Genomic DNA, 23,786 nt, shown 5'->3' with positions numbered 1-23,786 from the left:
GCCAAATGTCAATGCGAGGTTAAATTACGCGGTGTCATTGACATCATGTAACTACAGTTCTAGCCTGTGACCATGACCACAGCAAAGAGAATCGTCTTCATCGGCGCAGCCGGTGACATGTGTCGCGTGGCGATCGATCGCTTCGCCAGGACGGCCGGGAACGACGACTGGAAATTGGAGCTGTACGACATCCGGCCGGACGTACTCGAGGAGTTCGCCGCCACCTTGCCGTTCGCCGATGTGCGGGTCGGCTCGTTCGACCTCTTCGACGGAGCCGCTCTTCGGGCGGCCATATCGGGAGCCACCCTCGTGGTGCTCGGCGCGGGACCGTACAACCGGACCGCCGAGCCGGTGATGCGGGCCTGCATCGAGGAGAAAGTGCCCTATCTCGACCTCGACGACGACGAGGAAAGCACCCTCACCGCAATGGAACTCGATGCCCGGGCGAAGCAGGCGGGCGTGGCGATCTTCGTCGGCTGCGGTGCGTCGCCGGGTCTGACCAATGTGATGGCCGCCGACGCGGCACGCGATATGGACGCCGTCGAACGCATCGACGTGTGCTGGGTGACCGGCGACGAGGGACCGGTCCCCTACGGCCGCGCGGTGCTCGATCATGCGATTCGCGGCTATGCCGGGCCCTGTCACACCTGGGAGCAGGGACGCTCGGTGACGCATCAGACCTTCCTCGAAACGGATGTGTTCTCGTTGGGCAATTCGCTCGGCGATTCCTACCGGCTCTACGAATGCGCGCATCCGGAGTCGGTGACGATGCCGCGGCGGTGGCCCGGCGCCGATCGGATTCGCGTGCTCGGAGCGCTCGATCCGCCGCCGGTGAACGGCATCATGCGCGGCATCGCCGTGGCGGTGCAGCAGGGCAAGATCTCGATGGACCAGGCCATCGACTTCGTCAACGATGTGATGACGGACAAGACGGGCTCGCCGCGGGTGTGGCGGCACGCGCTGTCGGGGCTGTGGGGCACGATTCGCCGCGGCGAGATCGGTGCGACCGAGGTGCTGAAGTACCTGGCGACCGCGGCGGCAGGCAAACACCCCGAGTTCCGCGGGACGAACTACGTGCGCGTGACCGGCACTCGGGACGGCGAACCGGTGGTGTCGATCCGCCGGGTACCGGTCAGCGGACCTGGGACCGCCTGGACCGACATGGCCTCCGCGACCGGTTCGGCGACAGCGGCCTTCATGGTGCTGGCCGTCGAGGAGCTGGACGGCCTGTCCGGCGTGCTGGCGCCCGAGGACTGGGCCGATCCGGAGCGCTTCTACCGGATGCTCGCCCGGACCGGCGGTTCACTGGCCCACGAGGTCGTCGAAGCACTGGTCTCGCCGAGCACAGCGGTGACGTCGCGGAAGGCCGAGCCGGCCGCGCAGAGCGGGCGGTGAGCGATATGGAACTGCTGACCGAAACCGGCTGGGCCGCACCGTCGATCACCGCCCTGCCCGCGCTCGCCGACCACATCACCTGCGATGTCGCCGTCATCGGAGGTGGTGTCGGCGGGATGACCGCGGCACTGCGGCTCGCCGAGTCCGGCGCCGATGTCGTGCTGCTCGAGGCCGAGACCTGCGGCTGGGGCCCCAGTTCGCGCAATGCCGGCTATATCACCAATTCGATCGCCGCCGACCCGGCGCTGCTGGCCTTGTTGTTCCGCCGCAGCAAGGTCCGCGCACTGTTCCAGTTCGCCGAAGCCGCGGTCGAATTCACGCAGGACGCCATCGCGCACCGTGCCATCGACTGCGATTTCGAGAAGGCGGGAATCGTGCAGGCCGCGGTCTCCAGGAGCCAGCTGCGCAAAGCTCGCCGGAACGCGAAGATCATGGCCGAGGCCGGGTCGTCTGCCGAGTTCGTCGACGGGCCGGACGCGGGTCTGCCGGAGGGCTTCCTCGGCGGCATGCGGGAAGGCGTCGGCGGAACCTTGAATCCGGCCAAGTATGCGGGCGGCCTGCGCGGTGCGGTCATCACTTCGGGGGCAAGGGTTTTCGAGCACACCCGCGTGCGGAGCGTCGCCGACAGCGGCGAACGGGTCACCATCGAATCCGCGCACGGCCGGGTGATCGCCGAACGAGCGCTGCTCACGACCAATGCCTATGGTCAGGACCTCGCGATCACGCCGCGCCGGTTGGTCTCCCCCGTGTGGACGTCGCTGGTCGAGACCGAGCCGATCGCCCCGGAGCGCCTGGACGAGATCGGCTGGACCAGCCGCGCTCCCCTGGTGACCGCGCACATGATTCTGGAGAGCTACCGCGTCACGCCTCGGAATTCGATCGTCTTCGGGACCCGGCGGTTGGAGACGACCAGCGGTTCATTGCCCACCCGGACCCCCTCGGCGCGCGTCGTCGACGATCTGGTCCGTGGTTTCCGTGAACGCTTTCCCGGACTGCACGATATTGCGCCGCAACGGGCTTGGGGCGGCTGGATCGGCATGAGCTCCAGCTGGCTGCCGGTGGCCGGGGCGGCTTCACCCAATGTGCTGTATTCGCTGGCGTGCAACGGGCACGGGTTCGCACAGGCCCAGTACGTCGGCCACCTGTTGGCGGGTCACCTGCGCGGCGGTTCCATGCCCGAGGATCTCGAAACCATCTGGCACGGCCGAGGCGGATTCTGGCCCAGCTTCGTCAGCGGACCGGCGCTGGAACTGGGGTGGCTCGGAGACCGCCTGGCCGATCGACTGGCACGCCACTGAATCCGGCGGCCCACAGTCCCTCACACACAAGAGATCACCATGGATATCAAGAACTCACTGCTCCTACTCGCCGACCTCTGGATGGTCGCCGCCGGATTCACCTTCGGCTGGAAGTTCATTCGGAATTACCAGAACTATCTGCTGGGCCTCGAATGGGTCATCGTCGCGACGTCCGGCACGAACTTCTTCGTCTTCGCGTTGACCGGCGCTCATCGGACCAGCCCGATGTACCACATCGCACTCTTCTTCGATGCCTTCTCCCGGTCGGTCGGAATCACGCTGATCCTCGTCCTGGGGTTGATGAGGGTGACCCATCGCTACAAGCCTTCGCTGCCGACCGATGTCGGAGTCTTCGCGCTCGCGACTGTCGCGGGTCTGTACCTGTCGATATTCGCCGACCGCCTCGGCATCGCGGGCGCGACGTTCTACGTGGTGGTGAATGTGGCCACGTCCGTTTTCCTGCTGTACTTCGCACGGCGGCTGTGGGACATCGGCGAGCAAGGACAGGCGATCGGCGTAATCGCCGCTACCGCCGCGGGTTTCCTCATCGCCGCGATCTGCGACTTCTATCACCTCCCCGGCGACGACGAGAACCACACGCTGTTCTATATCGGCGCGCTCGCCACCTGGGGATTCCAGATGACCATGTACTACTACGCCTACCGAGCCCTGCACCGGGCCGACACGGTCGAGGGCAGCCTCGCGAAGTCATCAGGGCTCATGATGTAGTGGAAACACGATGAGCAGACGCCCGAAGCACGATCCCAAAGAGTCGGAACGCGAGATCCTCGAGGCCGCGAAGAAGTTCTTGAGCGAGCGGCCGTTTCGCGAGATGACCGTCGACTCGGTGATGAGTCTGACCGGACTCAAGCGTCCCGCGTTCTACGTGCACTTTCGCGACCGGCACGATCTGGCGCTGCACATCGCCGACGAGCTCGGACAGGAAATCTCCCGGGTGCTCGACCGCTGGCTCACGGGGACCGACCTGGCCAACGATGCCCGGTCCGCGTTCGAGGGACTGACCGAGGTCTACCTCGAGCACGGCGCGGTATTGAGTGCGCTGTCCGATGCCGCCGGCAGCGACGAGAAGGTCCAGGCCGCCTACCACGGACTCGTTCAGCGCTTCATCGACGCCACCGCCAAGCGCATCACCGATGATCAAGCCGAAGGCCGTATCCGCTCGGATCTCGACGCCGTCGAGACAGCCCGCGCGCTGGTCTGGATGGATGAACGCTATGTGACCCAGGCGTTGGGTCGACCACCGCGAACGGATCCGAAGCTGGTCGTCGACGTGCTCTACAACATCTGGATGTCCGCGCTGTACTGACGGCGTCGCTCGATTCCGGGCTGGTCGTCGCCCGCGATGATGACGGGCACCGAGCAGGAGGCCGAGCCCACCGCGAACGAGACCGCGGTGCGTTCCGGCAGGTCAGCGGCCGCCGATGGCGGGTTCGAAGATGGTTGCGGCGTTTTGTGCGCTGACGCAGGTGTTTCCGTCCGCGTATGAGACCTCGACGCTCATAACGCCGGTAGCGGTGCGGAGGGTGACCGTGCATCCCAGTATGGTTTGCGGCCCGTAGAACGCGTCGCGGCCGTTGATCTTGGTGACGGTCGGCGCTTGCCCGCCCGGGCTCTTGACCGCGGACTGGGCTGAGGCCAGGTATCCCTCATAGGTTCGGATGGGAGCGGCTGCGCTGGGATGTTCGAGAGACAAGGTCTCATGACCGCTGAACGAGGTGAAACGACACTTCACCGAATAGTCGCCGATCGTCGGTACGTCCTTCTTGGTCTCCGGGTCGTATCCCGCGCCGCGAAGTGCGCTCTTCCGGATTTCCTTGCACGGGTCGAACATTCCTGTCGGCGAACTGTCCGAGTCCGAGCAACCACTGACCACACCGGCCGCGAGACCAGCCACGATCACGCCGATCAACTTCGTCCGCACACTTCCCCCGTCAACGCCTTCACACGGCCACCTCAGCCGAGCAGGACGAGACTGTACCCGCCGAGAAGCCGTGACGGGGGCCGGAGGTGTCGGCGGGCGATGTACACCTGCTCGATGAATCCGCCTGATCGCCTGGTGTGAGGTCGGCTCGAGGCCACGAAGCCCCCGTCGGAAAATCCACACGGGGGCTTCGCCGTTCGCCGAGATTGTCAGCGACTCCAGATGCCGCTGTCGATGAAGTCGGACCACACGGCCGCGGGAAACTCCAGGATCGGCCCGAGGCCGCCGTCCTTCGTATCGCGCACCAGCGTGGAATCCGGTTCGTGTCGAACTTCCACGCACGCCGACCCGTGCTCCGATCTGCTCGACTTGTACCAGACGCCGACTACCGGTCCCTTCACGCTGCATGCTCCTTCGCGAGACGCGTCACCAGGTCTCTGGTCTCATCCTCTGTCAACGCTACCTCGCAGAGGTCCGAAATGGTCCTGCCATATGTAGCCACCACTTCCTCCTGCTCGTGGTAGATGCCAACGCCCTGAGTTCCTTCCGCGTAGACCACCGGCGGATCCACAAATCCGTTCTCCAGCTTCGAGAATTCGAGCTTCGTGAACGACTGCGCGGTCAGCCCTCGATGGGCGCCGGAGGCGAACCTGACCACTCGGATGCTGACGTTGGGGCGCTGCCCAACCTCCGCCAACCAGTTCAGCTGCGTTGCCATCGCGGCTGGACTGGCCGGCCGGTGGCAGAGAACCGCTTCTGACAGTAAGGCTTCGAAGCGGAATCCATCCTCATCGATCCTCGCCTGACGTTGGGCAGTCAGTTCGATTCGACGTTCCAGGTCGACCGCCGAGAGATCAGGGTTGTCGATGCGAATCACGCCCTTGCGGTAGTCCGCCGTCTGCAACAGTCCTGGCACCAGGATCATCTGATGCGTCGTGATCCGCCGCGCCGATGTCTCCAGCCTCAGGTAGTGCGGGAAGTGGGCGTTGTACTGGTCCGCGTACGGTCGCCAGAACCCTTTCGAATTTCCTTGCAGCTGCGCGGCTTTCGCCTGCTCGCGGACCTCTTCCCACAGAGACAACGCCTGTTCCCGAATCTCCTCCGATGCGCCGTAGAACGTCAGGAGGTCCTTGAACTGGGACGTGGCGATCTTGGTGGCAAGCCCGTCCTCCATCCGTAGCAACGTCTGGCGCGATACCTCGATCTCCAAGCCTGCCGCCAGGGCGGTCTTGCCAGCCCGTTCCCGGATCTGACGAAGGAACTTTCCGAATGCTCTGCGGGAGACTGTAGCTCCGTTCATTTCGTTAGCCTCGCTATTCGGGTTAGCACTATTTGGGCCTGCACAAAATGAGCTTCCACCATTCTTCGTGGCACATCTATTGTGTGCGTTCCAATCCCGTAAATCCAGGTGTCTACTTGAAGTCAGCACCTCTCGAGCACGAGAAGAGCGCCGTCGCAAGAGAATTCATTCGAGACCTTCTGGGAGTCGCTATGCCTTGGGACGCTTGGGCTTTGATGCTGCTGACCGTGACCGGCGCGACGGTCCTCATCGTCTGCCTCGTCGAGGATTTGAGAAATTCCGGTCGGTATGGAAATAGACCCCGCGGCCGTCACCGCCGGGGGCGGAAAGGAATGCGCGCGCGGCGGGAGGTGAATTCGCCGTGGACTCCTACGACCGATTGGAGGACTGCGACGTCGGCGACGACGAGCCGACGATGAACTCCGCGGAAGCCATGGAATCGATTGTCCTGCATCGTGACTGCCTCACGGCGCTGTGCGAGCGGAAGATGGCGGCGAGTCAGATCATCCGGGTCGCGTCCGAGCGGCGGCAGTCCGCCAAAGTCATTCAGTTCCCGGCCACCCGAACGGAGTCGAATCGTGTCCCGCGTGACCGGTGACCGCCACCGCGCACCCCACCTCCCTCCGGCGACCCTCGTCGAGGCCAAGGCCGGGCTCGACCGCCACCGGGCGTGCGCGGACGACTGCAATGCCAAACGGCACTATGAATCCGCCGTCCAGCGGATGGTGCGCGGCCGCGGCCCCGGTTGGAACATCTGGCCCGCCGGGGATCGGCCGCGCCCCGTCTAACGCCCCGCGAGCGCGGCCACGACCGGAGCGAACTTGTCCGCGACGTGGGCGCCGAACACGAAGTAGGAGAACCCGATCTCCTCGCGCCGCCGCTGGATCTCCTCGATCGCTGCGGCCGGGTCATCCGGCAGCGCGGCCATCGCGTCGGCCGCATGCCACGCGGCGGTGTCGGTGGTGGGCGGCGCCATATGCGGCGCGACCGTATCCCCGACCACCGGCACGGCCAGCGCCAGCTCGGGCCCGTCAGCGGTGCGGAACTCCTCTGCCAGCTTCTGGGCCTCCCCTCGAGACTGAGTACCCAACGCGAACGTGACGGTATCCGCCATCTCCGCGGCCAATGCCCGAGCCTTCGGCCCGAACACGGCCATGGCCACCGGCGTACGCAGGTCGGGCCCATCCAATTCCCGCAGCATCCGGACCGCGTCCCGCATCTCCCCCAACCGCTGCCCCGGCGACGGCACCCCCTCGACCCCCTTCCCCGCCAACTCCTCCGCGATCCCCGGCCGCCCGACGCCGATCCCCATCTCGAACCGCCCCTCGGTGACCAGCGTCAGCGAATGCGCCTCCCACGCCGTCAACCACGCGGGCCGCAACGGCGACGCGTAAACCCAAGTCCCCACCCGCAACTCGGTCTCCGCCGCCACCGTCGCCAACATCGGCGCGGGCGCCGGCTGCATCTGCGGAAAGTCCGGCATCAGCAGCGTCGAATACCCATTCGCCGCGACCCGCCTCGCCTGCTCCCGCCAAGCCTTGACATCACTCCTGAGCGGCGCCACCACCCCGAACCGAAACGGCCTCGTCATCCCGATCTCCTGTCTCTAGGTCTACCCACAGGATTCGACGCCGCGCCCTCCCGAAATTCATCGCTGCACCCGCGACCCATCTCGTGAGCGGTGATCTACCCGCCCCAGGACTCCTCACCGAACAGCGGGATCTGCCGTGACGGCGCGATCCCGCCGAGGCGGCGCAGACACCGCGCGCACGTGACGTCCGCGCGAGTCGGCTCCAACGCGGTGGGGTCCCAGCCGGAGATCCCGGTGTGGCACAACAGTTCCGGCACTTCCTCCCCCTCGACCCATTGGCCGAGGCTGACTGCGTGCACGGTGCGCCCCCGCCGAACAACCGCGTGCACACCGGGCGAGCCGAAGGTGGCCCGGGTGGAAGCGGCTAGAGGGCCGATGTCGGTCATACGCCCAACGATAAGGATGCGCACCGACAACGACGGACCAGCCAACCGGGCATCCCTGCCAGGCGGTGTCAGTGAGGTTGTTGCACTTGGCCTTTAGCCCACGCCCAGGCCGTCAACAACCACTCGGCGTCGACCTTGTGCGGTGCCACGGTGAAGACCGCGCCGGTTTGCAGGACCGGCGCGCCCCGAACGTTGAAACCGAGGGTCACCGGGACGACGACATACGCGGCCGTGTCCGTGACATCGATATGATGCGGTTCACCGAGTTCGATGTGGTAATCCGAAACTCCGAGGTGCTCGCCTTCCGCGAGCGCGTCCTTAGCCAGGGTCACTCCAGCAGCGTCCGTCACGGCCTGGTCAGGAGTGGTTGTGCGCTGGGCGATTCTGGCCGGTGCGCCGATCTCCCATGCGGTCCATACGGTGACGGCGTGGGGCGGGTACCGACAACCACGTTGCGGCGGATTGGCGGATGCTCCCCACGCCCGGCACAGCTTCTTTGTAGCTATCTATGACTTTTCGTGCCGACGGGCTCTCGATTCGTGTCAGCGATCAGGGAATCAACCTGCTCGGATCTCGGCGATGACTATGGTTCGGCGAAGGTGGGGCTGATTGGGAAGCGCGGAACCGCTCGGGTTCGGTTACTCCGTCGCGACCATTTCACCTCGCCTGCCGGAGCTGGTTACCGCACAGCTCCGGACACGATGCCCACTCGACCAATATCGGGCAGACATCGTGGTTCGACGGCCGGGTGGAACGCACAGACTCCCGTTCCACCCGGCCCCTCGCCTCGAGGTGACCGGGGTCCTCACAATCGTGCTCGGCGACAACGCGTTCGACGTCAGCCGGTGTTCCGGCCGTGGTTTGATTCGGCGCTCAGCACGGCGCCTGGAAGCCGCCGATCTTCTCCTCGAGCAGTTCGGCCAGCCGCAGCGGGGTGCGGTCCTCGAACATCGGGCCGATGAGCTGCACTCCGACCGGCAGACCCTCGGGGGACCGGCCCGTCGGAATGGCGGTGGCGGGCAGGCCCGGCATGGTGGCCATACCGGCCCAGACGAGCTGGTCGAAGTACGGGTACTCGACGCCGTCGATGTCTATATGGCGGTTCTCCAGGCTGCCGTTGTGGTCGTGCGGGAACGCGGGAGTGGGCGTGATCGGGCACACCACGGCATCGAACTCGGTGAAGAGCCGCCGCCAGCCCTGGCGGTGGAGTTCGCGGCGGTTGTTCGTCTCGACCCAGTCGCGGTGGCTGAGCACCATGCCGCGCACCCGCGCGGCATCCAGGCTCTTGTCGTCCGCGCCCAGGGCGGCGGCGCGGGTCCGCAGCTGTTCGTACACGTCAGCGGGGAGACTCGTGGCGGCGTTCGACAGCATCAACTGCAGGTAGACCGTCGCCGCTTCGGCCGGGTCGGGCAGCAGCGGGCTGTGCCGTTCGACGCGGGCGCCCGCGTCGGCGAGGGCGTCGGCGACCCGGTTGACGCCCGCCCGTACCGCCGATCCGGTCGGGATGAGCGGATGGTCCTCGATGATCAGGACACGGAAGTCGGCCAGCCGCTGGTGGCCTGCGGGCGGCAGGGCGAGGTCGTAGGCGACGCCGTGGGTCAGCGGGTCCGGTCCGGCCATCACGTCGAGCAGGAGCGTGAGGTCGCGGGCGGTGCGGGCCATCGGACCGACCACAGCGAGGTCGAGGTCGACCGGCAGGGCCGGTGTGGGCGGCGGGACCATGCCGCGGGTCGGCGCCAGCCCCAGCGACGGCTTGTGCGCGTAGATGCCGCAGAAATGCGCGGGGGTGCGCAGCGAACCGGCGAGGTCGGAGCCGATGGACAGCGCGCCGAACCCGGACGCCAGGGCCGCCGCCGAACCGCCGGACGACCCGCCCGACGTGCGGCTGTGATCCCACGGATTGTTGGTGGTGCCGTAGATGTCGTTGAAGGTCTGGATATCTCGCAGCATCACCGGCACATTCGTCTTGCCGAGCACCACCGCGCCGGCGGCCTTCAACCGCGACACCTGGACCGCGTCCTCGGTCGGCACGTAGTTCGCGTGCTGCGGAATGCCCCAGGTCGTGGGCAGCCCGGCCATGTCGTAGGACTCCTTGACCGTGACCGGGATGCCGAGCAACGGCCGGTCCTCGCCGCGGGCGCGCGCCTCGTCGGCGTGGCGCGCGGCGGCCCGCGCATTATCGAAGTCGGGTACACAGATCGCGTTGATCGCCTTGTCATCGCGCTCGATCCGGGCGATCGCGTCGTCGGTCAGTTCCACCGAGGTCACCGCACCGGCGCGCAAGGCAGCCGCGAGTTCTTCGGCCGATTGAAGATTCCACTGCATGAATTCGACGCTATTGGTGTGCCGGACAGGACATAAAATGCCACTTCGCGCAATCGAGAAAGACGAACGGATGAGCTCGGATGCGGATTCGTTCCGCGATATCCCAGGTCACAGCATCGGCCAGGCCGACTCGACGGGTGCACGCCATGAAATGCCGTTCGGCACAACGGGATAGATGTCACAATCCGGACCGCGTGGATACTCCACCGCGGGCGATCGTCGACAAAGCCCCGGGAAGAACTCTCCGCAGGTCGGGGGCATCAGTCGTCGTATCGATCCGGAAAATACATGCGTAAATCGGACGTGAGCAGTTACCCTGAATCGACAAATCGATAGCTGAAAGTTGCCTGAATCCTGCCGGCGGCAGGATCGCCACTGCACACCGCTGTCCCCTACCGACCACTCGCGCGAGGGCGAGCCCAAGGCGCGACAACCCCGCCAGGAGCCCTGGTCATGGCCGAAAACTCCAAACCATCAATGCTTTCCCGCATTTCGCTGAAGCAATGGTTCGCCATCGCCCTGGCCATCCTGGCCCTGATATTCATCGCCGAGAACCGCCACCGCGTCGACATCGAATTCCTGCTGCTCACCATTCGCTCCCCCATGTGGCTGGTCCTCCTGGTGACCTTCGCCGTCGGCTGGCTCTCCGGCGTCCTCAGCCGACGCGGCCGCTGACCTCTCGCGCGACCGCGGCACCGTTGTCGAAGGTGATCCCCGCCGCCGCGACCCGATAGCGCGGGTCGACGGCGTCCCACGCCTCGGCGAGCGGATCGGCCGTGGTGAACGCGACCGGGGTGAACTGATGGTTCGGCTCGATGGTGACGCCGTCGGACCGGTAGGTGGAGAACATGATCCAGTCGTTCACGTCCCCCGCCTGGGCGTCGAAGCGAACATGCACCGGCGGCGCGTCACGGTCGCCGGTGGCGGCCGCGTTGATCGACGCGATGATCCGCTGGGTGTGGAGTTCGAGTGCGACCGATATCCGGGGCGTGTTGATCGGCGGGTCCGGCTCGTATCGGGTTGCGGCGATTCGGGAGTCGAACTGGGCTGCGGCGAGTGCGCCGTGCAGCGGGACCGAATGGTCGCCGTTGGCGATGACGATCCCGTGGTGGTCGGCGATCACCGCCGGGTAATGCCGCAACTCGTCGTGCGGGCCGTCCTCGGTGGAGCGTGCCCGCAGCGCGATATTGCCGTCCCGGGTGGAATCGAGCACCCGAGCCTTGGACGCCCGGCTGCGGCCGGTCAGCACGACCAGCCCCTCCAGGCGCCCCCGACCAGCGGACCGGAAACCGATCACCCTCCCCGGGTACGGGTTTCGGCGCATGAACTCCCGGATATCGATCGGCATCGCACTCCCTACTGGTCACCGACTACGTAGCGCTGCATCAGGACGGTGTTGAAGTTTCGGGTCTCGACCAAGCGGAGGGGGATGCGTTTGTCGAGCGGCGGGAACATGGGGGTGCCGCCGCCGAGGATTATCGGTGCGACGAACAGTTGGTATTCGTCGATGAGGTCGTGCGGGATGAGGGAGGCGGCCAGGTTCGCGCCGCCGACCTCCATGACGCCGTCGCCTTCGGACTTGAGCTTGCGGACCACTTCTACCGCGTTCTCACTGATCAGAGTGCTGTTCCACTCGACCTCGGTGAGGGTTCGGGAGAACACGTACTTGGGTTTGGAGGTCCAGAGCTCGCCGAACTCGCGCATGATCGGCCCTTCGTCCTCGGGGACGTGGGGCCAGAAGTCCGCCATCAGTTCGTAGAGGCGGCGGCCGTGCAGGGCGATGTCGATATCGCGGTATCGGTCGTTGTGGAACTGGTGGAGTTCCTCGTCCGGGTCGGTCCAGTCGATATTGCCGTCGCGGTCGTTGATGTAGCCGTCCAGGGACACGCTGATGCCATAGATCAGTTTCCTCATAGCTGAGTAGACCTCCTCCACGCTCGAAACTCATCGGTTCCAGCCAAGGCGATCGCACGGGAAAAGGCCAGGCGACTTGCCGGGGAACATGGTCAACCGGTGGTGGAGATCTGGATCGAGCCGAGGGTGCAGTGGGCGTGTCCGCCTTTTGCGTAGGTTTCGGAAATGCAGTCCCAGCGGCCGCTGACGTCGTAGATGCCGCGGACCGCGGCACCGCTGCCCTCGGCTTTGCCGCTCTTGATGTCCAAGTAGTACTGGGCTATCACCGATTTCACGCTTGCGCAGGAGATGCTGCCGGCGTCGATCATGGTGTCGATCGGCTTGCCGCTCACCACGTTCACTGTGCCGCAATGGGTTCCGGGTCCGGGCAGAAGCACCGCTTGTGTCGACGTGGTGGTTGTCGTGGGCGGGGCAGACGAGGGAGCCATTGTCGTCGTCGGGATCGGCGTTGTGGTGGCGGTCGGAAGAGCCGCATTGCCTTCGGATTGGTTCTTCATGAACGCCACGCCGGCCGCGACGCCGACCGCGGTCAGGCCCACGAGAGCGAACGCCGTGAGTACCCGCTTGACGGGAATCCTCCGCCGCGGCGGGTCTGAGGGAGAGCCCGGATTGATTTCGGTGACCGCTGGCGGGGGTGCGCCCGTGACAGCCGAGATGCACGCCGCGGCAAGCTCACCCGCGGTTCGGTACCGCTCCTCCGGGTTCTTCGCCATGCCGGTCGCTACGACGTCGTCGAGAACCGTCCCGATCTGCGGGCGCGCCTGGCTCGGTTTCGGTGGCGGCTGGGTCAGGTGGGCGGCGATCTGCTGCTCCAACGCGGTTGCCGGGTACGGAGTACGACCTGTCAGACACTGGTACAGCACGCAGGCCAGGGCGTAGACGTCGGAACGGGCGTCGGCGACACCGGTGCTGAATCGTTCCGGGGCCATGTAGGCGAAGGTGCCGATCGTCGCGCCGGTCGTGGTCAGTGCGGTCTCGCCGACGGCCCGCGCGATGCCGAAATCGATGAGGTACACGAAATCGCGGGCCGTGACCAGGAGGTTCGAGGGCTTCACGTCCCGGTGCACGAGCCCCTCGGCGTGCGCGTCGTCCAGTGCGGCGCCCGCCTGCGCCACCACCGAGACCGCCCGCTCCACCGGCATCGGGCCGGATTCGGCCAGCACCGAATCCACTCCGACACCGGTGACGAACTGCATGCAGATGAACAATCGGTCCTCGACCTCGCCGAAATCGAAGATCGGCACCACGTTCGGGTGCACCAGCCCGGCTGCGGCGCGCGCCTCGCGCTGGAATCGCTCCCGGTATACCGGATCGGCCGCCATATGCGGGTGCAGCAGCTTCACCGCGACGATCCGACCGGTCTGGCTGTCGTGCGCCCGGTATACCTGCCCCATGCCGCCCTCGCCGAGCAACTGTTGCAAGTGGTACCGGCCGAACCGCGTCCCCTCCACCGACACTCTTCCCTCCCCGCCGAGCACGGCCTCCAGAAGTCGAGCCGCGCTTCGCATCCCGGCCATCATCGCACCGGGAGGCGGTGGCCGGGACAAGTAGCGAGGGCTGATCTACTCGGGCTGGAGGTCGATGGCGCTGGTGCCGGTGGTGACGTCGTAGGGGACGGAGACCTGGTCGTGGGCGATGAGCCAGGTGTTGTCGAGTTTGCGGAGGCCGTAGGTTACTCGGACCCACATGCCGGGGATCCGGTCGCCGGAATTGGTTGTGCCGGAGAGGCGGGCGAAGGCGTGGCCGTAGGCTACGTCGGTTCCGATGGTGAGGGTCAGGTCGCGGAGTTCGTAGGTCACGGAATCGAAGAACTGGAAGACCTTGGACCAGTTCGCGAGTTTGGCTTCTATGCCGACGTGCTGGAGTGGGGGTTCGACGTCGAAGGAGATGACGTCGGGGGTGTAGGCATGGCGGATGGATTCGAGGTCGCGGGTGTGCAGGGCCTTCAGCACGCTGTCGATTCGGGCGCGGATCGCGGCCTCTTCGGAGGTGGTGCGGTCGGATTGAACATTGTTGGACGCGTTCATGATTCGCTCCTAGGAGGTGACGAGGGTGGATTCGGTGGACCGCAGGGGGGCGAGGGCTGTGGTCCAGGCGATGAGCTGGTCGAGGGTTTTGCCGAGGGCGGCGGTGTGGGCGGCGGTCGGGGCGAAAGTGGTGTGGTTCTCGAAGTCGGTGAGGACCGAGATGCCCACCTGGTAGCCGACATCCGCGAGGCCGAGGGTGCTGCATACGGCGCGCAGTTGCACCACGGCGCGGGCGCCGCCGTTGACGCCGTACGAGACGAATCCGACCGCCTTGTTGTTCCATTCGGCGAACAGGTGGTCCAGGGCGTTCTTCACGACGCCGGGGTATCCGCCGTTGTACTCGGGGGTCACGATGACGAACCCGTCGCAGGCGGCGATGCGTTCGGACCAGGCGCGGGTCGATTCGTTCTCCGACGGGCCGAACATGGGAGGGACGGGCTCGTCGAAGTGCGGGAGGGGGTGGTCGCGCAGGTCGATCAGGTCGTAGTCGGCGTCGCCGCGCGTCGAGGCCTGATCCTGGACCCAGTCGGCGACCTGCGCGCCTTTGCGGTTGGGCCGGGTACTGCCGAGGATGATGCCGATTCTGGTCATGACCGAACTCCTGCTCTACTGAACGTTGCTTGCCCTACCGACGAAGCAGCCGTCCGGAATGTCAGGCCGTGCTCACATTCTTTGCCGCTACATCGTCGATATCGGTAATGGCACGCAGACCGAAGGAGCCGACCATGACCGACCCGCAGCTGCCCGCGGTGATGAACGAACGCCGCCAGCTGATCAACCTCGCCTACCGGCTGCTCGGGTCGCTGGCCGAGGCGGAGGACGTGGTGCAGGAGACCTACGCGCGCTGGTACGCGCTCACCGAACCGCAGCGGCAGGAGATCGAGACGCCCGGGGCGTGGATGACCACCGTCGCCAGCCGGATCTGCCTCGACCTGCTCGGATCAGCGCGTGCCCGGCGGGAACGGTATGTGGGCGAATGGATTCCGGAGCCGGTGCCCGGCCGGACCGACTGGTTGGACGGGATCGCCCCGGCCGATCCCGCCGACCGGGTCACGCTCGACGAGTCGATCAGCATGGCGTTCCTCGTCGTCCTGGACTCCATGACACCCGCCGAACGGGTCGCCTTCGTGCTGCACGACGTGTTCCGGTACTCGTTCGCCGAGGTCGGAGACATCGTGGGCCGCTCCCCCGCCGCCTGCCGCCAGCTCGCCTCCAGTGCCCGACGCCGCATCGACACCTCCCGCGCGCCGTCCGGCAGCGAACGCGCCGACGTGGTCCGGGACTTCAAAAAGGCTTGGGAGACAAAGGATATCGAGGCACTCATCGGGCTGCTCGACCCGCGCGCGACGGCCACGGCGGACGGCGGCGGCCACGTGCTCGCCTTCCTCGAGCCGATCATCGGGCGCGAGCAGATCGCACAGGCCTGGATGGAGATCGCCGCACGCGGGCTCCCGATGACGCTGATCGAACGCACCGTCAATGGACAGCCCGGTCTGGTCGCCGAGCTCGACGGCACCGTCGTCTCGGTCTACGCCTTCGACATCGCCGACGGGCGGATCACCCGCATCTGGGTGATCCGGAACCCGGAGAAGTTGCGGCCCTGGACATCCCGGCGCGCCTGACGGCGTCGCCGGGCCGACAGCTGGTGCCGGCCCGGCGACCAGCCGCTACTTCAGATGCCGGTCGAAGAAGCGGTTCGCCGCTTCCCCCGCGTGCTGCGGGACACCGGTGTGACCGCCCATATTGGCGTTCAGCGTCTTCTCCTCGGAACCGAACGCGTCGAACAGGTCCAGGGCCATCTGCCGGTCGTTGCCCTCGTCGTCCCACTGCAGCAGGACGTGCAGCGGAATGGTGACCTGGCGCGCCTCCTCCATAATGGCCCGGGGCACGAAACTCCCCGCGAACAGAACCGCGGCCACGATGCGCGGCTCGACCACCGCCAGGCGGGCGCCGATGGATATCACTCCGCCCGAATACCCGACCGGGCCGCCGATCTCGGGCAGGTCCAGGAGGACGTCCAGGGCGGCCTGCCATTCCGGGACCGCCTGGTCGACCAGCGGGAGGACCAGCCGGTCGACGATGTCGTCGGTGACCGGCTCGCCGGACCGCAGCGCCCGCTGCAGATCGGCGCGAGCCTGATCGACGCCGGCGGAACGAGGTCGCACACCGCTGCCGGGGAGTTCGAGGGCGGCCGCCGCGTAGCCCGACGCCACGGCGGATCGGGCCCTGCCCAGCAGTCGCGGGTACATCGTCGGCAGCCCGGCGGCGGAATGCCCGATCAGGATCAGCGGTATCGGTGCGGCGACGGTCGTGGGCGTCCACAGGATGCCGGGGATCTCGCCGAGAGTGAATTCACGCTCGAGGATGGAGTCGTCGAGACGCTTTTCGGAAATGAATTGCATGGTCGTGCCTTTCGGAGTGCACAGAACGGCGCTCCCGGACGACCTATCGCCCGACCATGACTCCGGAGGGGAGCACCCATGTCGATACAGCGTTCACGGGTATCACCTCCTCGTCCTCTGGCACGGTCCGAGGAAAGGTAGCAATGGTCGCGCGGGTCGTCAAAGGGTTTTCCCGAAGACTCCGACGAGGTCAGAGCAGGGCGGCGACCCGCTTCGCGGTCTCCTTCGCCGACCCGGGATTCTGGCCGGTTACCAGTTTGCCGTCGACCACGGTGTAGGAGACGAACGGCAGCATGGCCTTCTCGTACAGCGCGCCCCGCTTCTTCATCTCCTCCTCGGCGTTGTAGGGCACCAGCTTGTCGACGCGCGCGAGAACCTCCTCCTGCCAGGCGAATCCGGTGAGTTTGCGGCCCGCCACCAGGTAGGAGCCATCGGAGAGGCGGGTGTTGAGCAGGCCGCAATAGCCGTGGCAGACCGAGGCGACGATGCCGCCGCGTTCGAAGATCTCGCGGGTGATGCGTTGCAGGCCTTCGCTGTCGGGGAAGTCGTACATGACCGCGTGGCCGCCGGTGAAGTAGATGGCGTCGTAGTCGGCCGAATCGATCTCGCCGGGGGCGGCGGTGTTCTCCAGCAGGGTCATCCGGGCCGGGTCGGCGCGCCACGCCTTCGCGGTGCGGTCGTAGTTGGGGAACTTCAGCGACCGCGGTTCCAGCGGGGCCGGCCCGCCCGCGGGGCTGATCAGGGTCTGATCGAAGCGGTGCTGCTCGAAGACGTGCCAGGCGTGGGTGAGTTCGGACAGCCACAGGCCGGTCGGATGGGAGGGATCGTCGTAGTGGCCGACATTGGTCACGACATTCAAGATGCGCTTGGACATGCTCGAAACTCCTTCTGGTCGTGGATTATTCGGTTACGCCGGAGGCGGGCAGGGAGAGGACGGCGGCGAACGCGGCCCGCACGTGATCGGCCACCTCGCGACTCGATTCCGCGGGGAGCTTGCCGTCCAGGTGGAGGAACGCCAGCCCGTGGGCCAGCGCCCAGCCCGCCGAGGACAGCGCGTCCGAGCCGCCGTCCGGGAAGACGCAGGCCATCGCCAGGCGCAGGAGATCGTGGATCTCCTCCGCCGCGGCGATCCGCTCCTCGCTGCCCGCGTCGCAGGCGGTGCCGAACATGAGGCGGAACAGGGCGGGGCGGCGCAGGGCGAACTCGACGTAGACGACCGCGAGTTCGGCGAGGTCGGCGGGCGATTCCGGGAGTTGGCGGCCCGCGGTCAGGTCGGCTTTCAGGTCGCGCAGGCCTTGGGCGGCCAGGGCGGATTCCAGGGCCTCGCGGTCGGCGAAGTGCCGGTAGGGGGCGGTCGGCGAGACGCCCACCTCGCGGGCGAGGGCTCGTAGCGAGAACGGTTCACCGGCCTCGAGGCCGCGCATCGCCGCCGCCAGCAGCGAGGCGCGCAGGTCGCCGTGATGGTAGCCACTCTTCACTGATGTTGACACTGCTTACACTCCCTCCTAGCCTCATGTTAGCAATGTAAACATACCGCGTTCAGGAGAAAGCTGATGACACCGGTCTTCGAACCGTTCACGCTACCCAACGGCGTCGCGCTGCCGAACCGGCTGGTCAAGGCCGCGATGGAAGAAAACATGGCCGCCTCCGGTCAACTCCCCGACCGAGCCCTGTTCGAGCTGTACCGGCGCTGGAGCCGCGGCGGCGTCGGGCTGATCATCACCGGCAATGTCATGGTGCACGCGGACGCCCTCACCGGGCCCGGCGGCGTCGTCCTCGACAAGGATTCGCCGCTGGAACCGTTCCGGCACTGGGCCACCGCGGCCAAGAGCGGCGGGGCTCGGGTGTGGATGCAGATCAATCACCCGGGGCGGCAGGTGCGGGCGGATATGCCCGGCGTCGCGTGGGCCCCGTCCGCGGTCCGGGTCGATATCGGCAAGACCAGCAAGATGTTCGCCGAACCGGTCGCCATGAGCGCGGCGCAGATCGCGGAAACGGTGGAGCGCTTCGCCGAAACCGCCCGCCGCGCAGCCGAAGCCGGGTTCGACGGCGTCGAAATCCATGCCGCGCACGGGTACCTGCTGTCGCAGTTCCTCTCGCCGCTGGCCAACCGGCGCACCGATGAGTGGGGTGGCAGCCTGGAGAACCGGGCCCGGCTGCTCCTCGACATCGTGCGCGCGGTCCGGGCCGTCGTCGCTCCCGAGTTCGCCGTCGCCGTCAAACTCAACTCCGCCGACTTCCAGCGCGGCGGCTTCGACGCCGACGACGCCGCCGCCGTCATCGCGATGCTCGCTCCCCTCGGCGTCGACGTCGTCGAACTGTCCGGCGGCAGCTACGAGGCGCCCGCCATGACCGGCCAGGTCGGCGACGACCGCACCCGCGCCCGCGAGGCCTACTTCCTCACCCTCGCCGCCGAACTCGCCACCACCAGCCCACTCCCCCTCATGCTGACCGGCGGCATCGTCCGGCGACGAGTGGCCGAAGAAGTCCTGGCAGGCGGCGTCGACCTGGTCGGCATGGGCAGCGCCCTGGCCATCGACCCCGACCTCCCCAACAAATGGCGCGACGAACCCGAAGCCGCCGTCGAACTCACCCCCGTCCGCATGAAGAACAAAGCCATCGCCTCCGCCGCCTCCATGGCCCGTGTCCGCCAACAACTCCGCCGCCTCGGCGCCGGCCGCCCCACCCGCCCCACCCTCAACCCCACCCTCGCCCTCCTCCAGGAAACCGCCCTCCAACGCCGAGCCCTCCGCCGCTACCGCACCTGGCTCACCACCCGCCCCGCCCTGGCGGATTCGGTGCGCTGACCCGCACCGACACGGCCATCCGACGACCCGCACGGCACCGAATTCTCGTATGACGGTGGCTATCAGGGGGGTCATGACGAGCGGCGAGCGACGTGTTGGATCGGGGCCGGGCCTCGGTAGCATGGCCGGTATGCCGACCCCGCCCGTCGAGCGACCCGACCTTCCGCAGTTCATGACATGGGAGGAACTCGAGAAGCTGCCCGATGAGATCGCCGGGCAGATCGAGCTGTGGGAGGGCAGAGTGGTGTGGGTCCGCAGGGGCCCGGCCGAGCATCAGGACTATTCGGTGGAGCTGCGCAATGCCCTGCGACGATGCGCCCGGGAAACCATGGCGGCACAGCCTCAGCACTGCTGGCGGGCCTCGACCGAGACGAACATCTTCTTCGGCTCGACCGGGAAATCCGATTTCGTCACGCCGGATTTCCTCGTCTACCGGTGCCCCGAGCAGGACTACCAGGACATCCGCGCGAGTGCCGTGCTCATCGCCGGTGAGGTGCTGTCACCGTCGAACACCGAACGCGATATCGAGGCGAAGAAGGCGCGTTACGCGGGAGCGGGCATCCCCTGGTACTGGGAAGTCATCCTCGGCCGAGACCCGCGGCGGATCTCCACAATTCGCGCCTACGGCCTGAAAATCGGACATGCCAGCCTGCCGGAAGGCGTGACGTCGCTGCGGCCCGCCAACTACATCGTCGCGGGCGAGTGGAATTCCGGCACGTCGGCGGCCATCGCCTTCGACCACCCATTCCCCATCCACATCGCCTGGGACGAAATCGAATTCTGATTCGGTGGGGCCAGGCTGTTCATGTCGGCTGAGCCCTCGGCCATGACGCGTAGGACGAGGACGGCGGCGATCAGGGCGATGAGGAGGCCCAGGGCCGCGCCCAGGAGGACCCAGGCCGCGTCTCCGAGTTTGCGCCGCATCGGGCTCCCTTCAGGGATTCGGGATCGAACCTGACGCTATCGGGAGTGCGTGGAGCGGGGCGGGTATGCGGGGATCTTATCCCGTTGCCCGCCTTGGGGTTTGCGTTGACAATGGGGCCCACTGTCGACGGGGGAGGAAGCTCGTGAATCTGGATTTCGGTGTGCACCCGCTGTTTTCGTGGTACGTCGTACTACTACTGGCGAGCGGGATCGTCCTCTTGGTCCTGGTGATCCCACCGCGGCTGGACTGGTGGTGGCGGCTGGCCAACGCGGCCTGCGGCAGCCTGTGCGCCGGATATGGAGTTTATCTCGCATTCTTCTATCACTCCGGGACCTACCTGGTGATTCTCCAACTGTTCCTGCTACCGGCCATGCTCGTCGTCATCTCCGTGTCGGCACTGCGCGGGGACTCGGGGCGCGGGCAGGGGTGAACACAAAAGTGGCGCATCACCAGGAGGTGATGCGCCACTCGGGGTGGTTGGGTCAGCCGCGGATCTTGGCGGCGACGGTGGCTACGGCGGTGTCGGCGGGGAGTTCCTCGGCGGTGCCGGCGAAGCGGTCGCGGAGTTCGATCTTGCCTTCGGCCCAGCCACGGCCGACCACGACGATGTAGGGCATGCCGAGGAGTTCGGCGTCCTTGAACTTCACGCCGGGGGACGCGGTGCGGTCGTCGAGGAGGACCTCGAAGCCGAGGGAATCCAGTTCGGCGGCAACCTGTTCGGCGCCCGCGCGGGCCGCGTCGTCCTTGTTGGCGATGACGACGTGGACGTCGAACGGGGCGACCTCGCGGGGCCAGCGCAGGCCCTTGTCGTCGTGCTTCTGCTCGGCCAGGACCGCGACCATGCGGGAGACGCCGACACCGTAGGAGCCCATGGTGAGGCGGACCGGCTTGCCGTTCTCGCCCAGGACATCCACCTGGAAGGCGTCGGTGTACTTCTGGCCCAGCTGGAAGATGTGGCCGATCTCGATGCCGCGGGCGGCCTCGAGCACGCCGCGGCCGTCGGGCGACGGGTCGCCGTCACGGACCTCGGCAGCCTCGATGGTGCCGTCGGCGGTGAAGTCACGACCCGCGACCAGACCCACATAGTGCTTGCCGGGCTCGTCGGCGCCGGTGATCCAGCTGGTGCCGGACACCACGCGGGGGTCGACCAGGTAGCGGATGCCGTTGTCGAGCAGGGCCTTCGGGCCGATGTAGCCCTTCACCAGGAACGGGTTGGCCTTGAAGTCGGCCTCGTCGAGCAGCTCCACCGCGGCCGGCTCGACCGACGCCTCCAGGCGCTTCTCGTCGACCTCACGGTCACCGGGGACGCCGACACCCAGCAGCTCGGTCTTGCCGTCGGGGTAGACCAGCTTGACCATGACGTTCTTGAGGGTGTCCGCGGCGGTGACCTCACGGCCCAGCACCTTGTCGATGCCCGCGCCGTTCGCCCAGTCCACCAGGGTGGCGATGGTCGGGGTGTCGGGGGTGTCGTGGACGGCCGCCTCGGCCTGGCCCTCGATGGCGATCGCGGGCGGCGCGGCGGTGACCACGGCCTCCACGTTCGCGGCATACCCGGACTCGCGGCAGATGACGTAGGTGTCCTCACCTACCGGGCTGTCGGCCAGGAACTCCTCCGACGCCGAACCACCCATGGCGCCCGAGGTGGCGGCCACGATCACGTACTTCACGCCGAGACGGTCGAAGATCTTCTGGTAGGCCTCGCGGTGGGCGCCGTAGCTGTTCTTCAGCCCGTCCTCGTCCAGGTCGAAGGAGTACGAGTCCTTCATGACGAACTCGCGCCCACGCAGGATGCCCGCGCGCGGACGGCCTTCGTCCCGGTACTTGGTCTGGATCTGGTACAGCGTGACCGGCAGATCCTTGTACGAGTTGTACTCACCCTTCACGGTGAGCGCGAACAGCTCCTCGTGGGTGGGGCCGAGCAGGTAGTCCTGACCCTTGCGGTCCTTGAGCCGGAACAGGCCGTCGCCGTACTCGGTCCAGCGGTTGGTGGTCTCGTACGGCTCGCGCGGCAGCAGAGCCGGCAGCGAGATCTCCTGCGCGCCGATGGCGTTCATCTCCGCCCGGACCACGTCCTCGACCTTGCGCAGCGTGCGCAGGCCGAGCGGCAGCCACGAGTAGACGCCGGGCGCGATGCGACGCACGTATCCGGCACGCACCAGCAGCTTGTGGCTGGGCACCTCGGCGTCGGCGGGATCGTCGCGCAGGGTGCGCAGGAACAGGTGGGAGAGGCGGGTGATCACGGATGAACACAGTAGCCGCTGCTAGCGAACAGTTCCCAAGGCATTACCGTGTTGGCTCGTGCTGGTGCTGCTGCCTCCCTCAGAAACCAAGTCCGACGGTGGTTCGGGCGGTCCCCTGGACCTGGATTCCCTCGCGATGCCGCAGCTCACGGCGGTGCGCGACAAACTGGTCACCGAAGTGATCGGATTGGCCGCCGACGCCGACGCCTCCCGGGCCGCGCTCGGGCTGGGCAAGGGGGCTGACGCGGAGATCGCCCGCAACGCCGCCCTGCGCACCTCCGCCACCCGCCCGGCCCTGGACCGGTACACCGGCGTCCTCTACGACGCGCTGGACGCCGCGGGCTTCACGAAGGCGCAGCGCGCCAAGGCCGAAGCCCGCCTGGGCATCGGCTCGGCACTGTTCGGCGTGGTGCGCGCCGGCGACCCGATCCCCGCCTACCGGCTCTCGGGCGGCTCCAAACTGCCCGGACTGCCGACGCTGCAATCGCTGTGGAAGGCGGTGCTGCCGGAGGCGTTGCGCGCCGAGGCCGCCGGACAGCTGGTCGTGGACCTGCGCTCGGGCACCTACCAGAACCTGGGCCGCATCCCCGGCGCGGTCACCGCCACCGTCCTCACCGAACGCCCCGACGGCTCCCGAACCGTCGTGAGCCACTTCAACAAACACCACAAGGGCCTGCTGGCCCGCGCCCTGGTGCTGACCCGCACCGAACCGTCCACCATCGACGCTCTGGCCAAGGTCGCCGAGAAGGCCGGGCTGCGCACCGAGATCGCGTCCCCGACCGAGCTGCTCATCATCACCAACTGACCCGAGCCTCGATAGAGTGGCCGGGTGGAACCCAACGAGCTCTCCCCCGAGGTCCTCGAACTCGCGAGCAAGATCTTCGACCTCGCTCGCACCGGCGACGCCGCCACCCTGGCCGCCTACCTCGACGCCGGCGTCCCGGTGAACCTCACCAACGACAATGGCGACACCCTGCTCATGCTCGCCGCCTACTACTCCCACCCCGACGCGGTCACCGCCCTGCTCGACCGCAAAGCCGACCCCAACTTCGGCAACGACAAGGGCCAAACCCCGCTCTCCGGAGCCGTTTTCAAGGGCTCCGACGAGATCGTCAACGCCCTGCTCGCCGCCGGAGCCGACCCGAACGCGGGCAGCCCGTCCGCCCGCGACGCCGCCGAGATGTTCGGCCAGACCAAGTACCTGAAGCTGTTCGACGCCTGAGTTCGACGCCCG

Annotated in this window: 29 protein-coding genes; 13 read left to right on the top strand and 16 right to left on the bottom strand. The window is 67.0% G+C overall.

Going from position 1 to position 23,786, the window contains the following annotated elements; all coding sequences use genetic code 11:
- Positions 1–72: 72 nt before the first annotated feature.
- From ACWEOI_RS26840 to ACWEOI_RS26825, 4 genes are read left to right on the top strand one after another with little or no spacing between them, the layout of a single operon-like run.
- A complete protein-coding gene (locus ACWEOI_RS26840; RefSeq protein ID WP_452361386.1) occupies positions 73–1,395 on the top strand; it encodes a saccharopine dehydrogenase family protein in 1,323 nt (440 codons plus the stop codon).
- A gap of 5 nt (positions 1,396–1,400) precedes the next feature.
- Positions 1,401–2,693, top strand: coding sequence for an NAD(P)/FAD-dependent oxidoreductase (locus ACWEOI_RS26835; protein WP_452361427.1), 1,293 nt, complete (start codon positions 1,401–1,403; stop codon positions 2,691–2,693).
- 39 nt (positions 2,694–2,732) lie between these two features.
- The gene (locus tag ACWEOI_RS26830; protein WP_452361385.1) at positions 2,733–3,422 is read left to right on the top strand and encodes a transporter; all 690 of its coding nucleotides are present in this window, start codon (positions 2,733–2,735) and stop codon (positions 3,420–3,422) included.
- A gap of 10 nt (positions 3,423–3,432) precedes the next feature.
- A complete protein-coding gene (locus ACWEOI_RS26825; RefSeq protein WP_452361384.1) occupies positions 3,433–4,020 on the top strand; it encodes a TetR/AcrR family transcriptional regulator in 588 nt (195 codons plus the stop codon).
- Between the two features lie 102 nt (positions 4,021–4,122).
- On the opposite strand, the gene ACWEOI_RS26820 is transcribed toward ACWEOI_RS26825, so the two are convergent.
- From ACWEOI_RS26820 to ACWEOI_RS26810, 3 genes are all read right to left on the bottom strand, one after another.
- Positions 4,123–4,635: a hypothetical protein gene (locus ACWEOI_RS26820; RefSeq protein WP_452361383.1), complete on the bottom strand. Its 513-nt coding sequence runs from the start codon at positions 4,633–4,635 to the stop codon at positions 4,123–4,125.
- Between the two features lie 209 nt (positions 4,636–4,844).
- A complete protein-coding gene (locus ACWEOI_RS26815; RefSeq protein WP_452361382.1) occupies positions 4,845–5,036 on the bottom strand; it encodes a DUF397 domain-containing protein in 192 nt (63 codons plus the stop codon).
- Positions 5,033–5,935 carry a helix-turn-helix domain-containing protein gene (locus ACWEOI_RS26810; protein ID WP_452361381.1) on the bottom strand — a complete coding sequence of 301 codons (903 nt, stop codon included), beginning with the start codon at positions 5,933–5,935 and terminating at the stop codon, positions 5,033–5,035. The genes ACWEOI_RS26815 and ACWEOI_RS26810 overlap by 4 nt, the downstream gene beginning before the upstream one ends.
- Before the next feature lie 361 nt (positions 5,936–6,296).
- Here ACWEOI_RS26810 and ACWEOI_RS26805 point away from each other — a divergent pair, with 361 nt between their 5' ends.
- Both ACWEOI_RS26805 and ACWEOI_RS26800 read left to right on the top strand, forming a co-directional pair.
- On the top strand, positions 6,297–6,533 hold the full coding sequence (locus ACWEOI_RS26805; RefSeq protein ID WP_379278371.1) for a hypothetical protein: 237 nt from the start codon (positions 6,297–6,299) through the stop codon (positions 6,531–6,533).
- Positions 6,523–6,723, top strand: coding sequence for a hypothetical protein (locus ACWEOI_RS26800; protein WP_452361380.1), 201 nt, complete (start codon positions 6,523–6,525; stop codon positions 6,721–6,723). Before ACWEOI_RS26805 ends, ACWEOI_RS26800 begins: the two co-directional genes overlap by 11 nt.
- On the opposite strand, the gene ACWEOI_RS26795 is transcribed toward ACWEOI_RS26800, so the two are convergent.
- From ACWEOI_RS26795 to ACWEOI_RS26780, 4 genes are all read right to left on the bottom strand, one after another.
- Complete coding sequence (locus ACWEOI_RS26795; protein ID WP_452361379.1) at positions 6,720–7,526, bottom strand: LLM class flavin-dependent oxidoreductase; 807 nt, start codon at positions 7,524–7,526, stop codon at positions 6,720–6,722. The two genes, ACWEOI_RS26800 and ACWEOI_RS26795, sit on opposite strands and share 4 nt — an antisense overlap.
- A gap of 95 nt (positions 7,527–7,621) precedes the next feature.
- Positions 7,622–7,912 (bottom strand): hypothetical protein, encoded by a 291-nt coding sequence (locus tag ACWEOI_RS26790; protein WP_433672119.1) that lies wholly within the window; start codon positions 7,910–7,912, stop codon positions 7,622–7,624.
- Positions 7,913–7,980: 68 nt separating this feature from the next.
- Positions 7,981–8,244, bottom strand: coding sequence for a hypothetical protein (locus ACWEOI_RS26785; protein ID WP_452361378.1), 264 nt, complete (start codon positions 8,242–8,244; stop codon positions 7,981–7,983).
- 541 nt (positions 8,245–8,785) lie between these two features.
- Entirely contained in the window at positions 8,786–10,237 is a 1,452-nt protein-coding gene (locus tag ACWEOI_RS26780) for an amidase (protein WP_452361377.1), read from the bottom strand.
- Between the two features lie 453 nt (positions 10,238–10,690).
- Here ACWEOI_RS26780 and ACWEOI_RS26775 point away from each other — a divergent pair, with 453 nt between their 5' ends.
- Positions 10,691–10,912, top strand: coding sequence for a hypothetical protein (locus ACWEOI_RS26775; RefSeq protein ID WP_433672116.1), 222 nt, complete (start codon positions 10,691–10,693; stop codon positions 10,910–10,912).
- Here ACWEOI_RS26775 and ACWEOI_RS26770 read toward each other — a convergent pair.
- From ACWEOI_RS26770 to ACWEOI_RS26750, 5 genes are all read right to left on the bottom strand, one after another.
- Positions 10,893–11,585 (bottom strand): IMP cyclohydrolase, encoded by a 693-nt coding sequence (locus ACWEOI_RS26770; protein WP_452361376.1) that lies wholly within the window; start codon positions 11,583–11,585, stop codon positions 10,893–10,895. The two genes, ACWEOI_RS26775 and ACWEOI_RS26770, sit on opposite strands and share 20 nt — an antisense overlap.
- An 8-nt stretch (positions 11,586–11,593) precedes the next feature.
- The gene (locus ACWEOI_RS26765; RefSeq protein ID WP_452361375.1) at positions 11,594–12,151 is read right to left on the bottom strand and encodes a dihydrofolate reductase family protein; all 558 of its coding nucleotides are present in this window, start codon (positions 12,149–12,151) and stop codon (positions 11,594–11,596) included.
- 92 nt (positions 12,152–12,243) lie between these two features.
- Positions 12,244–13,659 (bottom strand): serine/threonine-protein kinase, encoded by a 1,416-nt coding sequence (locus tag ACWEOI_RS26760; protein WP_452361374.1) that lies wholly within the window; start codon positions 13,657–13,659, stop codon positions 12,244–12,246.
- 54 nt (positions 13,660–13,713) lie between these two features.
- Positions 13,714–14,178, bottom strand: coding sequence for a YybH family protein (locus ACWEOI_RS26755; protein ID WP_452361373.1), 465 nt, complete (start codon positions 14,176–14,178; stop codon positions 13,714–13,716).
- A gap of 9 nt (positions 14,179–14,187) precedes the next feature.
- A complete protein-coding gene (locus ACWEOI_RS26750; protein WP_452361372.1) occupies positions 14,188–14,769 on the bottom strand; it encodes an NADPH-dependent FMN reductase in 582 nt (193 codons plus the stop codon).
- Positions 14,770–14,903: 134 nt separating this feature from the next.
- Between ACWEOI_RS26750 and sigJ the strand changes: the two genes are divergently transcribed.
- A complete protein-coding gene (gene sigJ / locus ACWEOI_RS26745) occupies positions 14,904–15,800 on the top strand; it encodes an RNA polymerase sigma factor SigJ (RefSeq protein ID WP_452361371.1) in 897 nt (298 codons plus the stop codon).
- 45 nt (positions 15,801–15,845) lie between these two features.
- Here sigJ and ACWEOI_RS26740 read toward each other — a convergent pair whose 3' ends face one another.
- The 3 genes from ACWEOI_RS26740 to ACWEOI_RS26730 all read right to left on the bottom strand — a co-directional run bounded on the left by ACWEOI_RS26740 (position 15,846) and on the right by ACWEOI_RS26730 (position 18,070).
- Positions 15,846–16,580 carry an alpha/beta hydrolase gene (locus ACWEOI_RS26740; protein ID WP_452361370.1) on the bottom strand — a complete coding sequence of 245 codons (735 nt, stop codon included), beginning with the start codon at positions 16,578–16,580 and terminating at the stop codon, positions 15,846–15,848.
- Positions 16,581–16,770: 190 nt separating this feature from the next.
- Positions 16,771–17,454, bottom strand: a complete 684-nt coding sequence (locus ACWEOI_RS26735; protein ID WP_452361369.1) for a type 1 glutamine amidotransferase domain-containing protein — start codon at positions 17,452–17,454, stop codon at positions 16,771–16,773.
- 25 nt (positions 17,455–17,479) lie between these two features.
- Positions 17,480–18,070: a TetR/AcrR family transcriptional regulator gene (locus ACWEOI_RS26730; protein WP_452361368.1), complete on the bottom strand. Its 591-nt coding sequence runs from the start codon at positions 18,068–18,070 to the stop codon at positions 17,480–17,482.
- 63 nt (positions 18,071–18,133) lie between these two features.
- Between ACWEOI_RS26730 and ACWEOI_RS26725 the strand changes: the two genes are divergently transcribed.
- The 3 genes from ACWEOI_RS26725 to ACWEOI_RS26715 all read left to right on the top strand — a co-directional run bounded on the left by ACWEOI_RS26725 (position 18,134) and on the right by ACWEOI_RS26715 (position 20,742).
- A complete protein-coding gene (locus ACWEOI_RS26725; protein WP_452361367.1) occupies positions 18,134–19,387 on the top strand; it encodes an NADH:flavin oxidoreductase/NADH oxidase family protein in 1,254 nt (417 codons plus the stop codon).
- 130 nt (positions 19,388–19,517) lie between these two features.
- Complete coding sequence (locus ACWEOI_RS26720; protein ID WP_452361366.1) at positions 19,518–20,171, top strand: Uma2 family endonuclease; 654 nt, start codon at positions 19,518–19,520, stop codon at positions 20,169–20,171.
- Positions 20,172–20,454: 283 nt separating this feature from the next.
- Complete coding sequence (locus ACWEOI_RS26715; RefSeq protein WP_433672105.1) at positions 20,455–20,742, top strand: hypothetical protein; 288 nt, start codon at positions 20,455–20,457, stop codon at positions 20,740–20,742.
- Positions 20,743–20,794: 52 nt separating this feature from the next.
- Here ACWEOI_RS26715 and ACWEOI_RS26710 read toward each other — a convergent pair whose 3' ends face one another.
- On the bottom strand, positions 20,795–22,552 hold the full coding sequence (locus ACWEOI_RS26710) for a proline--tRNA ligase (protein ID WP_452361365.1): 1,758 nt from the start codon (positions 22,550–22,552) through the stop codon (positions 20,795–20,797).
- Between the two features lie 58 nt (positions 22,553–22,610).
- Between ACWEOI_RS26710 and yaaA the strand changes: the two genes are divergently transcribed.
- Together yaaA and ACWEOI_RS26700 are read left to right on the top strand one after the other, a co-directional pair.
- Positions 22,611–23,357, top strand: a complete 747-nt coding sequence (yaaA, locus tag ACWEOI_RS26705; protein WP_452361364.1) for a peroxide stress protein YaaA — start codon at positions 22,611–22,613, stop codon at positions 23,355–23,357.
- Between the two features lie 24 nt (positions 23,358–23,381).
- Entirely contained in the window at positions 23,382–23,774 is a 393-nt protein-coding gene (locus ACWEOI_RS26700; protein WP_357092935.1) for an ankyrin repeat domain-containing protein, read from the top strand.
- Positions 23,775–23,786 lie beyond the last annotated feature (12 nt).

Source organism: Nocardia sp. NPDC004340 (genome assembly GCF_053602575.1).
Note: the sequence above shows the minus strand (reverse complement) of the source record. Positions and strands in the feature narration are given on the sequence as shown.

Bases quoted from the DNA above. Each gene is read 5' to 3' on its own strand.
- ACWEOI_RS26840 (WP_452361386.1), top strand. From the start codon at position 73: ATGACCACAGCAAAGAGAATCGTCTTCATCGGCGCAGCCGGTGACATG.
- ACWEOI_RS26835 (WP_452361427.1), top strand. From the start codon at position 1,401: ATGGAACTGCTGACCGAAACCGGCTGGGCCGCACCGTCGATCACCGCC.
- ACWEOI_RS26830 (WP_452361385.1), top strand. From the start codon at position 2,733: ATGGATATCAAGAACTCACTGCTCCTACTCGCCGACCTCTGGATGGTC.
- ACWEOI_RS26825 (WP_452361384.1), top strand. From the start codon at position 3,433: ATGAGCAGACGCCCGAAGCACGATCCCAAAGAGTCGGAACGCGAGATC.
- ACWEOI_RS26810 (WP_452361381.1), bottom strand. From the start codon at position 5,935: ATGAACGGAGCTACAGTCTCCCGCAGAGCATTCGGAAAGTTCCTTCGT.
- ACWEOI_RS26795 (WP_452361379.1), bottom strand. From the start codon at position 7,526: ATGACGAGGCCGTTTCGGTTCGGGGTGGTGGCGCCGCTCAGGAGTGAT.
- ACWEOI_RS26790 (WP_433672119.1), bottom strand. From the start codon at position 7,912: ATGACCGACATCGGCCCTCTAGCCGCTTCCACCCGGGCCACCTTCGGC.
- ACWEOI_RS26780 (WP_452361377.1), bottom strand. From the start codon at position 10,237: ATGCAGTGGAATCTTCAATCGGCCGAAGAACTCGCGGCTGCCTTGCGC.
- ACWEOI_RS26775 (WP_433672116.1), top strand. From the start codon at position 10,691: ATGGCCGAAAACTCCAAACCATCAATGCTTTCCCGCATTTCGCTGAAG.
- ACWEOI_RS26770 (WP_452361376.1), bottom strand. From the start codon at position 11,585: ATGCCGATCGATATCCGGGAGTTCATGCGCCGAAACCCGTACCCGGGG.
- ACWEOI_RS26765 (WP_452361375.1), bottom strand. From the start codon at position 12,151: ATGAGGAAACTGATCTATGGCATCAGCGTGTCCCTGGACGGCTACATC.
- ACWEOI_RS26760 (WP_452361374.1), bottom strand. From the start codon at position 13,659: ATGCGAAGCGCGGCTCGACTTCTGGAGGCCGTGCTCGGCGGGGAGGGA.
- ACWEOI_RS26755 (WP_452361373.1), bottom strand. From the start codon at position 14,178: ATGAACGCGTCCAACAATGTTCAATCCGACCGCACCACCTCCGAAGAG.
- ACWEOI_RS26750 (WP_452361372.1), bottom strand. From the start codon at position 14,769: ATGACCAGAATCGGCATCATCCTCGGCAGTACCCGGCCCAACCGCAAA.
- sigJ (WP_452361371.1), top strand. From the start codon at position 14,904: ATGACCGACCCGCAGCTGCCCGCGGTGATGAACGAACGCCGCCAGCTG.
- ACWEOI_RS26740 (WP_452361370.1), bottom strand. From the start codon at position 16,580: ATGCAATTCATTTCCGAAAAGCGTCTCGACGACTCCATCCTCGAGCGT.
- ACWEOI_RS26735 (WP_452361369.1), bottom strand. From the start codon at position 17,454: ATGTCCAAGCGCATCTTGAATGTCGTGACCAATGTCGGCCACTACGAC.
- ACWEOI_RS26725 (WP_452361367.1), top strand. From the start codon at position 18,134: ATGACACCGGTCTTCGAACCGTTCACGCTACCCAACGGCGTCGCGCTG.
- ACWEOI_RS26720 (WP_452361366.1), top strand. From the start codon at position 19,518: ATGCCGACCCCGCCCGTCGAGCGACCCGACCTTCCGCAGTTCATGACA.